Here is an 11,554-nt window from a genome sequence, read left to right on the forward strand (position 1 = left end):
GGGCACAGTTGAACGGATACAGGGCACGGGCGGGCGGCAGGGCGGTGCCCGCCCGGCCGCCCGCCCGTGCCCTGTATCCGTTCAACTGTGCCCCCCACAGGTGTCGTTGAGGTGTGGCATCACGTGACGCCACACGCGGGACACATCGAAGCGCCCGGGGCGGAACGGGCACAAGGGAGTTGTGTGACAAGCCTGTACCAGGCGCCGGGTACCGGGCGCCGGGCACCGGGGCATGTCCCCCGTTTCGTGCCGCCCGCCCCGGGGGGCGTGCGCGAGGTTGGAGACGGCCGGCTCGGCCCTTCCTACAGGACCCCGAGATCGACCGTGAGGGAGAAGGGCGCGGTGGCCTTCACGGTGCCGGTGAACATCTCGCCGTCCCGGTACGTCCTGGTGGCGGGGTCGAGGACGTAGGTGTAGACGATCGGGACACCGGCCTGCTCGACCCGCCAGTAGAAGGGGATGCCGGCCTTGGCGTACTGGTCCACCTTGACGATCCGGTCGGTGGTCTCCGAACCGGGCGACACGACCTCGGCCACCAGGAGCACGTGCTCGGGGCGGGTGGGCGTGAGGTCGATGGTCTCCGCCCGGTAGACGATGACGTCCGGTCGGCGGTTGGTCAGCGGAATGTCCTGCAGGCGAACGTCGAAGTCCGTATCCGCGTTCCAGTCCGGGCCCGCAGCCGCGTCCAGAGCACTGGCCAGGACCCGAGCCAGCCGGATGTGCCGCTTGGAGGCGCTCGGGCTCACGACAACCATGCCGTCCACGATCTCGATGCCGGCGCACTGCTCCTCGGACCAGGAGTCGTACTGCTCCGCACTGATCTGCGTACGCATCCACGCGGGCGCCACCATCTCGGCGGTCACGGTGTCCCTCCTTCGAGGAGCCTGGACGGGTCCGGTGCTGCTCCGCCCAGCGTACTGTCCCGGGAGTACCGGAGAGCAGTCGCGATGCCGGCTCGTGCGAGCTTCCGCATCCGCGTCCGGGGGCGTGAGAGGCTGAGGCGCATGAACCGTCTCGCCGATGCGACCTCGCCGTATCTGCTCCAGCACGCCGACAACCCGGTCGACTGGTGGGAGTGGGAACCCGCCGCCTTCGAGGAGGCCCGCCGGCGGGACGTCCCGCTGCTGCTCAGCGTCGGGTACAGCAGCTGCCACTGGTGCCACGTGATGGCGCACGAGAGCTTCGAGGACGAGGCGGTCGCCGCCTACCTCAACGAGCACTTCGTCCCCGTGAAGGTCGACCGCGAGGAGCGGCCGGACGTGGACGCCGTGTACATGGAGGCGGTGCAGGCGGCCACCGGGCAGGGCGGCTGGCCGATGACCGTCTTCCTCACCCCGGACGCCGAGCCGTTCTACTTCGGCACGTACTTCCCGCCCGAGCCCCGTCACGGCCAGCCCGGCTTCCTGCAGGTGCTGCAGGGCGTTCACGCCGCCTGGGCGGAGCGGCGCGACGAGGTCACCGACGTCGCCGGGAAGATCGTCCAGGACCTGTCGGGGCGGGTGATGCCGTTCGGCGACGCGGGCGACGCGGCGCCCGGCGAGGAGGACATGGCGGCGGCCCTGCTGGGGCTGACCCGCGAATACGACGCGGTGCGCGGCGGGTTCGGGGGCGCGCCCAAGTTCCCGCCGTCCATGGTGCTGGAGTTCCTGCTGCGCCACCACGCCCGCACCGGCTCGGAGGGCGCGCTGCAGATGGCCGCCGACACCTGCGAGCGGATGGCGCGCGGCGGCATCTACGACCAGCTCGGCGGCGGCTTCGCCCGGTACTCGGTGGACCGGGACTGGATCGTGCCGCACTTCGAGAAGATGCTGTACGACAACGCGCTGCTCTGCCGGGTCTACGCCCACCTGTGGCGGGCCACCGGCTCGGACCTGGCGCGCCGGGTGGCGCTGGAGACCGCCGACTTCATGGTGCGCGAACTGCGCACCGCCGAGGGCGGGTTCGCCTCCGCGCTGGACGCGGACAGCGACGACGGCGCGGGCCGGCACGTGGAGGGCGCGTACTACGTCTGGACGCCGGAGCAACTGACCGAGGTGCTCGGCGAGGAGGACGGCGAACTGGCCGCCCGCGTCTTCGGGGTGACCGAGGAGGGCACCTTCGAGGAGGCCGCCTCGGTGCTGCGGCTGCCGCAGCAGGACGCCGTCTTCGACGCCGACCGCGTCGCCTCGATCCGTCGCCGGCTCGCCGAGGCCCGTTCGCGGCGGCCGGCTCCCGGCCGGGACGACAAGGTGGTCGCGGCGTGGAACGGGCTGGCGGTCGCCGCGCTCGCGGAGACCGGCGCGTACTTCGCCCGGCCGGACCTGGTGGAGGCGGCGGTGGCCGCGGCGGACCTGCTGGTGCGGGTCCACATGGACGAGCACGCCGGGCTGACCCGGACCAGCCGGGACGGCCGGGCGGGCTCCAACGCGGGCGTGCTGGAGGACTACGGCGACGTCGCCGAGGGCCTGATCACCCTGGCCGGGGTCACCGGGGAGGGCGTCTGGCTGGACTTCGCCGGGCTGCTGCTCGGGCACGTGCGGGAGCGGTTCACCGACGAGGAGTCCGGGACGCTGTACGACACGGCGGTGGACGCCGAGCGGCTGTTCCGGCGTCCGCAGGACCCCACCGACAACGCGGCGCCCTCCGGCTGGACGGCCGCGGCCGGGGCGATGCTGTCCTACGCGGCGCACACCGGTTCCGACGCGCACCGCACGGCGGCGGAGCGGGCGCTGGGCGTGGTGCGGCTGCTGGCCCGGCGGGTCCCGCGCTTCATCGGCTGGGGTCTCGCGGTGTCCGAGGCAGGCATCGACGGTCCGCGCGAGGTGGCCCTGGTCGGCCCGCGGGACGACGAGGCGACGCGCGCGCTGCACCGGACCGCGCTGCTCGGCACGGCGCCGGGCGCGGTGGTGGCGGTGGGCACGGAGGGCGGTGACGAGTTCCCGCTGCTGGCGGACCGGCCGCTGGTGGGCGGCGCGCCCGCCGCGTACGTCTGCCGCCACTTCACCTGCGACGCCCCCACCACCGACCCCTCCCACCTCGCCCAGGTGCTCAACGCGCCCCAGGCCTGACCGCGGGGACACCCCGGCCCCGCTACGCCTCGACCCGAAGGGCCGCGCCCACCCGGGGGCGGGGACGGCGTCTGCCCAGGGTGCCAGCCCTTCCACGCCTCAGCCCCGGGTTCGGCGCGCACCCGAGGGCCCGGGCGGCAGGAGCCCAGGGCGGCAGCCCCGCCGCACCTCGGCCAGGAGGATCAGCGCTCACCCACGGGCAGCAGGCCGACCCCGGCACGCGCGCCGGTGCCGGCGCGGGTGCGCCGGTCCGCCCTGTCCGGCCTGAGGAGCGGGGTCGGCCCGGCACAGGATTCGCGGGCCTGCGGCCCGGTCGCCGGCGACACAGGTCCCCGGCCCCGAGGCGGTCAGCCCTCGCCTGACGGCGCGGCGGCCGGCCGCCCGCACGAGCCCGGTGTGGGCGGTCACCCCCTGTGCCGGCGCAAGGACCGGGCCCGGCGCCAGGACCGGGTGCGACGCCAGGGCCGGGCCCGGCGCCGGGGCCGTCGCGGCGCGAGGACCCGGAGCCCGGCGCGAAGACGTGCGAGGGAGTAGGGGTCAGGGTCAGGACGTGCCGGGGCCGTACTCGGCGACGGCGCGGTCGACGATGTCGACCAGCTGCTGGTGGTGCGCGCCCTTCCAGTACACCCGCCCGCACCCCCCGCACTCGGCGAACACCTCGTAGGACCGCGACGTCCCCGCCTCCAGCCGGTCGGCGACGTCCGCCTTGGTGGCGGACCGCAGCTCCCCGTTGCACGCGGTGCACCGGGTCCACGGCCGCAGCCGGGGGGCGAACCGGCGCAGGACCTCGCCCAGCTGCTCCTCGGGCCGGGTGCTGTAGACGTACGCGCCGGCCCAGATCTCGCGTCGCCGCAGCAGCCCCCGGTCCCGGCTGAGCAGGACCCGGCGCTCCGCGGCGGACCGCGTGGCCAGGGCGGGGTCGCCGATGTCGGTCGACTCGTAGGCGACGTCGACGCCCAGCAGCCGCAGCCGCCGTGCCAGCGTCCCCAGGTGGACGTCGAGCAGGAACCGCAGCGGCACCTTCGGCGCCCCCGGCGTGAGCTGCGGCGGCCGCACCGGGCGGACCTCCACGCTCTCCCCCGCCGTCGGATGGTGCGAGACCGGCACCGTCCGGCCGTCGACGAGCAGCTCGCCGACCTCGGTCAGCGGCACCCCCAGCGACTCCACGACGTGCCCCAGCGTCGACACGCCGTCGACCCGCGCCGTCGCCTCCCCGGCGCGCACGAAGAGCCGCAGCTCCGGCGCGACCCGCACGTGGATCCCCGTCGCGTCGATCCCCGCCGCCTCCGCCCCCGGGCCCGCTCCGGCGCCCGTGGCGCCCGCACCCGCTCCCGCGCCTGTGCCCGCGGCACCCGTCCCCGTACCCGCGCCTGTGCTCGCACTGCCGACCATGCGGCCAGAATGACACGTGCGCCCGGGCGGACCGGAGTGATTTCCGGCCCTCCCGGGCACACGGTGCGGCGCGCGGACTACGCCTTCGTGTAGGCGACCAGCGAGATGCCGACGTAGTGGGCGATGAACGCCGCCAGCGTGAACGCGTGGAAGACCTCGTGGAACCCGAAGTACCGCGGCGACGGGTTCGGCTTCTTCAGGGCGTAGATCACGCCGCCCACGCTGTAGAGCACCCCGCCGACCACCACGCACACCAGGACCGCGACGCCGCCCGTGCGCATGAAGTCCGGCAGGAAGAAGACCGCGGCCCAGCCCATCGCGATGTAGCAGGGCGTGTAGAGCCAGCGCGGTGCACCGACCCAGAAGACCCGGAAGAGGATGCCCGCCACCGCGGCGGCCCAGATGCCCCACAGCAGCCACCGGCCCTGGGCGTCGGGCAGCAGCAGGATCGTCAGCGGCGTGTAGGTGCCGGCGATGATCAGGAAGATGTTGGCGTGGTCCAGTCGGCGCAGCACGCCGTCCATTCGGGGGGACCAGTCGCCCCGGTGGTAGAGGGCGCTCACCCCGAAGAGAAGACATGCCGTGAGGGCGTAGACCCCGCAGGCGATGCGTCCCCGGGTGGAGTCGGCGAGTGCGGTCAGGACGAGTCCGGCGATCAGAGCTGCCGGGAACATCCCCAGGTGCAGCCAGCCGCGCAGCCGGGGCTTGATCTCCTGCGAGATCTGCTCCGGAAGGGAGGGTGCGGTCATGTCGATCATCGTACCTACGGGACCGTAAGTTACAGGTGAGTGCCCAGGTCACGGAGGGACCCGTGACCAGGTAAGTGTGCTCTTCCCCGCTGCCAAACACCACAATCAGTGAGGTTGCTCACGCCGCTCAGGTGTGCGCCCCCCTGGACAGATGGGCGCTCCTCCTCGAAGATCATATGAGTGAGACCCGCCGCGAATGAGCACCCGTAATCATCCGGGGCGGTCGAAACGCACCAAAAGGGCACCACCCACGTCCCGGGCAAGACCACCCGCAGCAACCCTGATTAGGAGCAATTCGTGGCGCGCGACATCGAGGCTCCCCCGTCCGTCCTCACCGACGCGACGGAAGAACCCCCCACCAAGCACCGTGAACTGGTCTCGTGGGTCCACGAGATCGCCGAACTGACGCAGCCCGACAGGGTGGTCTGGTGCGACGGCTCGGAGGCCGAGTACGACCGGCTGTGCGAGGAGCTCGTCGGCAAGGGCACCTTCAAGCGCCTGGACCCGATCAAGCGCCCGAACTCGTACTACGCGGCCTCCGACCCCACCGACGTCGCCCGGGTCGAGGACCGCACGTTCATCTGCTCCGAGCGCGAGCAGGACGCCGGCCCGACCAACCACTGGAAGGCCCCCGCCGAGATGCGGGAGATCTTCCAGGGCGCCGACGGGCAGGGCGGCATCTTCCGCGGCTCGATGCGCGGCCGGACGATGTACGTCGTCCCCTTCTGCATGGGCCCGCTGGGCTCCGACCTCTCCGCCATCGGCGTGGAGATCACCGACTCGGCGTACGTGGCCGTCTCGATGCGCACCATGACCCGGATGGGCCGGCCGGTCCTGGACGAGCTGGGCGACGACGGCTTCTTCGTGAAGGCCGTCCACACCCTGGGCGCCCCGCTGGAGCCGGGCGAGCAGGACGTGCCGTGGCCGTGCAACTCCACGAAGTACATCTCGCACTTCCCCGAGAGCCGTGAGATCTGGTCCTACGGCTCGGGCTACGGCGGCAACGCCCTGCTCGGCAAGAAGTGCTACGCCCTGCGCATCGCCTCCGTGATGGCGCGCGACGAGGGCTGGCTCGCCGAGCACATGCTGATCCTCAAGCTCACGCCGCCGCGGGGCGAGTCCAAGTACGTGGCCGCCGCGTTCCCGAGCGCCTGCGGCAAGACGAACCTGGCCATGCTGGAGCCCACGGTCCGCGGCTGGACGGTGGAGACCATCGGCGACGACATCGCCTGGATGCGCTACGGCGAGGACGGCCGGCTGTACGCCATCAACCCGGAGGCCGGCTTCTTCGGCGTCGCCCCCGGCACCGGCGAGCACACCAACGCCAACGCGATGAAGACCCTCTGGGGCAACGCGGTCTTCACCAACGTGGCGCTCACCGACGACGGCGACGTCTGGTGGGAGGGCATGACCGAGGAGCCCCCGGCCCACCTCACGGACTGGAAGGGCAACGACTGGACGCCGGAGTCCGGCACCCCGGCCGCCCACCCGAACGCCCGGTTCACCGTGCCCGCCGCGCAGTGCCCGATCATCGCGCCCGAGTGGGAGGACCCCAAGGGCGTCCCGATCTCCGCGATCCTCTTCGGCGGCCGCCGCGCCAGCGCGGTCCCGCTGGTCACCGAGTCCTTCGACTGGAACCACGGCGTCTTCCTCGGCGCCAACGTGGCCAGCGAGAAGACCGCCGCCGCCGAGGGCAAGGTCGGCGAGCTGCGCCGCGACCCGTTCGCCATGCTGCCGTTCTGCGGCTACAACATGGGCGACTACATGGCCCACTGGGTCGAGGTCGGCAAGGCCGCCGACGACCAGAGCAAGCTGCCGAAGATCTACTACGTCAACTGGTTCCGCAAGGACGAGGCCGGCCGCTTCGTGTGGCCCGGGTTCGGCGAGAACAGCCGCGTGCTGAAGTGGATCGTCGACCGGCTCGACGGCAGGGCGGAGGGCGTCGAGACGCCCATCGGCATCCTGCCGGCGAAGGCCTCCTTCGACACCGAGGGCCTGGACATGCCGGAGGAGGACCTCGACCTGCTGCTGAGCGTCGACAAGGACGTCTGGAAGCAGGAGGCCGCCCTGGTGCCCGACCACCTCAACACCTTCGGCGACCACACGCCGAAGGAGCTGTGGGACCAGTACGAGGCCCTGGTCCGCCGCCTCGGCTGACCCTGCTCCCCCGCGCCCCGCGGCCGGCCACCCCGACGTATGCCCTGACCTGCGACGTCGCCCTGGCCGGCCGCGGCATTTCGCCTTCCGCACGCCTGGTCGGCGCCGGCCGCCGGCACCGACCGACACCTTGGGGCCCGCGTGACGGGAGCCGTCGCGGCTCTGGAGAAGCTGCTGCCGGTGGTGCTCGCGTTCGGCGGCGGGGTCGTCCTCGCCCGGCGCAAGGTGGTACCGGCCGAGAGCTCCAAGGCCTTCGCGGACTACGCGTTCCTCTTCGCCGTGCCCTGCTTCCTGTTCAGCGACGTCTACCGCAGCGACCTCGGGACACTGTTCGACGTACGGGCCGTCGGCGGCTACGCGGCCGCCGCCGCGGCCGCGGCCCTGCTCGTCGCCGTGGCGGCCCGGGCGTCCGGAGTGACCGATCCGCGCGGAGTGGCTCTGCGCGTCATGGCGGCGGTCCAGGTGAACACCGCCTATTTCGCCGTGCCGGTGTTCATCATGCTGTTCGGGGACGCCTCGCCGGTCTTCCCGGTGCTGCTCCTCCAGGTCTGTGTGCTGTCCCTGGTGGTCATCGCGGTCATGGAGCTGGGGCGGCCGGACCGCTCCGGCGGCCCGGCCCGGCGGCTGGGGTCGGCGGTCACCGCCTCGCTGACGACGCCGCCAAGTGCGTCGCCCTCCCGCTCCTCGTCCATCTGGTGTGCCGCCACGTGTTCGGCGTCGGGGGCGCGTGGCTCGGCCAACTCGTCCTGATCGCGGCCATGCCCGCGCCGCAGAACCTGTTCGTCCTCGCCCAGCGCTACGACGTCGGGGTGGGCCTGTCCGCTTCCCTGGTGGTCAAGACCTCGGTCGTCTCGCTGCTGTTGCTGCCCATGTGGGCGCACTGGGCCCTGAGCGTCTCCTGAGAAGCCGCGCTCCGGCCCGTGGGCGTTCTCCCGGCCTCCGTCAGCCCAGGATCTCGCGGGCGGCGCGGGTGGGGGTGAGGCCCAGGCGCCAGGCCGCCCACGCCTCGCCGGGCGGGAGACCGCGGCGCAGGTAGAGCTCCCAGGTGGCCGCGCAGTCGGCCAGCCGCGGGTCCTTCACCGTGGGGAGCAGCTCGGCCAGCTCCCGCTGGGCCACCGCGGCGCCGTCCGCCGCGGTGTACGGCAGCAGCGTGCAGCGCAGGAACCGCGCCCAGCCCTCCGCCCGGACGTCACCGCAGGCGGCCGCCAGCTCCACCGCCTCGTCGCACAGCGCGAGCGCCCGCTCCTCGCGGGAGTTGCCCGCGTCGATGACCGCGAGCTCCACGCAGCTCCAGGCCTCCCCGTGCACCACCCCGGCGCGCCGGAAGTCGGCCCGCGCGTCCACCAGCAGCTGCCGCGCGAACCCGGAGTTGCGCAGCGACCCGGCCCGCGCGGCGCGCTGGTCGCGCGTCACCCGGGCCAGGTGGTGGCGGGCCCAGCCCAGCCCGTAGACGTCCCGCATCCGGGAGAACAGCGCGCGGGAGCGTTCCAGCTCGCGGCCCGCCTCGTCGAGGTCGCCGGTCTCCTCCAGCGCCTGGCCCAGGTAGTGCAGCGTCCACGCCTCGCCGCGCAGGTCCTCCACCTCACGGTGCAGCGCGACCGCCTTGCGCAGGCCCTCCACGGCGGCGGCCGCCTCCCCGTCCGCCAGCCGGGCCCGCTCCAGCTGGGTGCGGGTCCACGCCTGGCCCCGGGTGTCCCGGGTGCGGCGGTACCCGTCGAGCGCGGCCCGCAGCTCCTGCCGTCCGCGCTCCACGTCACCGGTGCGCAGCGCCAGCTGGCCGAACTGGTAGCGGGCCCACGCCTCGCCGTGCACCGCCTCGGCGGCCCGGTGCAGCGCCAGCGACTGCCGCAGCAGCTGCCGCGCCTCGGCGAGGTTCCCCCGGTCGCGCTCCACGGCGCCCAGCGCGTGCAGGGTCCACGCCCGGTCGGCGGACAGCTCCGGCGCGCCCTGCAGGTTGACCGCCTCGCGCAGCTTGGCGGCGGCCTCGGGGAGGTTGCCCTGGTGGTGGAGGGTGATGCCGAGCGAGCCCATCGCCCGCGCCGCCTCGGCCTCCTGCTCGGAGGCCCGGTAGTCGTCGACCAGCGACGACAGCGTGCTTCTCGCCTTGTCGAGGTCGCCGATCTGCCGGGCGGCGATGCCGGTGCGCCAGGTCACCGCGCGGAGCATCAGCCCTTCGTCGACGGACCGGGCCAGCTCGTTGATCTCGCCCAGCCGGTACATGTCGCCGCGCAGCAGGCAGTAGTCGCAGAGCGCGCCGAGCAGGGCGTGCACGGCCGAGCTGTCCACGCCGTCGGCGTTGCGCAGCGCGGCGGTGATGAACGCGGACTCGTCGTCCAGCCAGCGCAGCGCCTCCTTGAGGGAGGAGAAGCCCTGCGGGGCCGCGCCGGCCGGGGTGGACAGGCCGGTGCGGGTGGAGATGTTGCCGTCGATCAGCCGCAGCACCGAGTCGGCGAGAGCGGCGTAGGTGGTGATCAGCCGGGTCTGGGCGGCGGTGCGCTCGGCCGGGGTCTCCTCCTCCTGCAGGCGTTCCTGGGCGAAGGCGCGGACGACGTCGTGCAGCCGGCAGCGGGTGCCGCGGACCGGCTCGACCAGGCCGGCGCGGGCCAGCGAGGCGAGGTGCCGCCAGGCGTCCCGCTCGTCGGTGTCCAGCAGCGAGGCGGCGGCCGCCGCGCCGAGCGAGGCCCGGCCGGCCAGCGCGAGCCGCCGCAGCAGGCGACGGGCCTGCTCGGGCTGGTCGGAGTAGCGCAGCCACAGGGCCCGCTGCACGGGGGTGACCGGGCCGTACGCGCCCAGGTCGTCGGCGAGCCGGGCCGCGCCGCGGGCGCCGAGGGCGGTGCCGGCGACGCGCAGGGCCAGCGGCAGACCGCCGCACAGCCGGTGGACGCGCTCGGTGGCCTCGTCGTCCTGCGCGCGTTCGGTGCCGGGCGGCGTGTAGGCGGCGAGGGCCTCCCGGGAGGCCTCCACCGGCAGCGGCTGCACGGCCAGCTGGTGGGACCGGGCGGGCATGTCGCGCAGCAGGGCCAGCGGGGTGCGGGAGGTGACCAGCACCAGGCTCTCGGAACGCTCCGGGAGGAGGGCGCGCACCTGCTCCGGATCGGAGGCGTCGTCCAGCACGACGATCACCGGCAGTCCGGCCAGGTGGCGGCGGTAGAGCTCGGTGAGGCGGGTCAGCTGCTGCTCGGGGGTGGAGCCCTCGCGGAACAGGAGCTGTTCGCGGGGCGCGCCCAGGCGGTTCAGCAGGTGGAGCAGGGCCTGTCTGGTGGGCAGCGGCGGGTCGGAGGGGGAGTCGCCGCGCAGGTCGACCAGGCAGGCGCCGCGGTACTCGTCGCGCAGGTCGTGGGCGGCGCGGGCGGCCAGCGCGGTGCGGCCGGAGCCGGGGGCGCCGTGCAGCACCACCACGGTGGGGCGGCTGTCGGCGTCGGCGCGGGCGGCGCGGGCCCAACGGCGGATGGCGGCCAGTTCCTCGCGGCGGCCCGCGAACGGGGCGTCCGCCGGGGGTAACTGGTCGAACGACCGCTCCAGCACGGCGCGGCGGCGGGCGGCGGCGCTCTTGTCGGTGCCGCGCAGCCGGGGCGGCGCGGTCGGCGTCCGGGGCGGGGCGGCGAGCCGGCGCTGCTGCTCCAGCCAGGGCCGGATGCCGCGCAACTCGAGCGCGGTGAGCCACTGCAGCCGCAGCGCCTCGTGCCCTCCGGGCTGCAGCACGGCGCCGGCGTGGTGGTGGGCGGCGGGCACGTGCGAGGCGGTGACCCGTACGACGGCGGTCGCGGTGGCGGTCAGCCCGACGGAGATCCCCGCGCCGAGGGCGACCGCCCCGCCGGTGCCGAGGGCGAGGTCGGCGACGGTGGCGGTCGCGGCGGCCACCCCGGCCACCAGGAAGGTGGTGGGGCCGCCGCCCTCGCGGGCGAAGCGCCGGGCGAAGGTGGGGTGGGCGTTGCGGGCGGCGTCCAGGGCGCGCAGGTATGCCTGGTACTCCGGCTCGGCGGCGCGGGCCATGACGTCCAGGGCGGCGCGGGCGCGGGTGAGCAGGACCGCGGGGTCCGCGCCGCTGCGGCGCGCCTCCTCCTTGACCGTGCGGTCGAGCAGGTTCTCGGCGTCCTGGCGGTGCGGGTCGCGCATGTCCGGTCCCCCTCCGGTGGCGATGCCGTGCGCCTGCGGCGGTCCCGGGAGGTGTTCCGCCCCCGTGCGTCCCCCGAAGCCGCCCAGTGTTCC

Annotated in this window: 8 protein-coding genes; 4 read left to right on the plus strand and 4 right to left on the minus strand. The window is 74.3% G+C overall.

What is annotated here, in order from left to right; translation table 11 throughout:
- Nucleotides 1-302: 302 nt before the first annotated feature.
- Nucleotides 303-863, minus strand: a complete 561-nt coding sequence (locus ACOV8S_RS16110) for a Uma2 family endonuclease (RefSeq protein ID WP_448318505.1) — start codon at nt 861-863, stop codon at nt 303-305.
- Between the two features lie 141 nt (nt 864-1,004).
- On the opposite strand from ACOV8S_RS16110, the gene ACOV8S_RS16115 reads away from it, so the two are divergent.
- A complete protein-coding gene (locus ACOV8S_RS16115) occupies nt 1,005-3,047 on the plus strand; it encodes a thioredoxin domain-containing protein (RefSeq protein WP_448318506.1) in 2,043 nt (680 codons plus the stop codon).
- A gap of 543 nt (nt 3,048-3,590) precedes the next feature.
- On the opposite strand, the gene ACOV8S_RS16120 is transcribed toward ACOV8S_RS16115, so the two are convergent.
- Together ACOV8S_RS16120 and trhA are read right to left on the minus strand one after the other, a co-directional pair.
- On the minus strand, nt 3,591-4,322 hold the full coding sequence (locus tag ACOV8S_RS16120; RefSeq protein ID WP_448318880.1) for a Mut7-C RNAse domain-containing protein: 732 nt from the start codon (nt 4,320-4,322) through the stop codon (nt 3,591-3,593).
- A gap of 194 nt (nt 4,323-4,516) precedes the next feature.
- Nucleotides 4,517-5,197, minus strand: coding sequence for a PAQR family membrane homeostasis protein TrhA (trhA, locus tag ACOV8S_RS16125; protein WP_448318507.1), 681 nt, complete (start codon nt 5,195-5,197; stop codon nt 4,517-4,519).
- Between the two features lie 288 nt (nt 5,198-5,485).
- Here trhA and ACOV8S_RS16130 point away from each other — a divergent pair, with 288 nt between their 5' ends.
- The 3 genes from ACOV8S_RS16130 to ACOV8S_RS16140 all read left to right on the plus strand — a co-directional run bounded on the left by ACOV8S_RS16130 (nt 5,486) and on the right by ACOV8S_RS16140 (nt 8,247).
- Nucleotides 5,486-7,345 (plus strand): phosphoenolpyruvate carboxykinase (GTP), encoded by a 1,860-nt coding sequence (locus tag ACOV8S_RS16130; protein WP_448318508.1) that lies wholly within the window; start codon nt 5,486-5,488, stop codon nt 7,343-7,345.
- Nucleotides 7,346-7,486: 141 nt separating this feature from the next.
- Entirely contained in the window at nt 7,487-8,095 is a 609-nt protein-coding gene (locus tag ACOV8S_RS16135; protein WP_448318509.1) for an AEC family transporter, read from the plus strand.
- A gap of 8 nt (nt 8,096-8,103) precedes the next feature.
- Nucleotides 8,104-8,247: a hypothetical protein gene (locus ACOV8S_RS16140; RefSeq protein ID WP_448318510.1), complete on the plus strand. Its 144-nt coding sequence runs from the start codon at nt 8,104-8,106 to the stop codon at nt 8,245-8,247.
- Nucleotides 8,248-8,287: 40 nt separating this feature from the next.
- Here ACOV8S_RS16140 and ACOV8S_RS16145 read toward each other — a convergent pair whose 3' ends face one another.
- Nucleotides 8,288-11,461, minus strand: a complete 3,174-nt coding sequence (locus ACOV8S_RS16145) for a tetratricopeptide repeat protein (RefSeq protein WP_448318511.1) — start codon at nt 11,459-11,461, stop codon at nt 8,288-8,290.
- Nucleotides 11,462-11,554 lie beyond the last annotated feature (93 nt).

The sequence above is a fragment of the Streptomyces sp. CO7 genome, assembly GCF_053474865.1.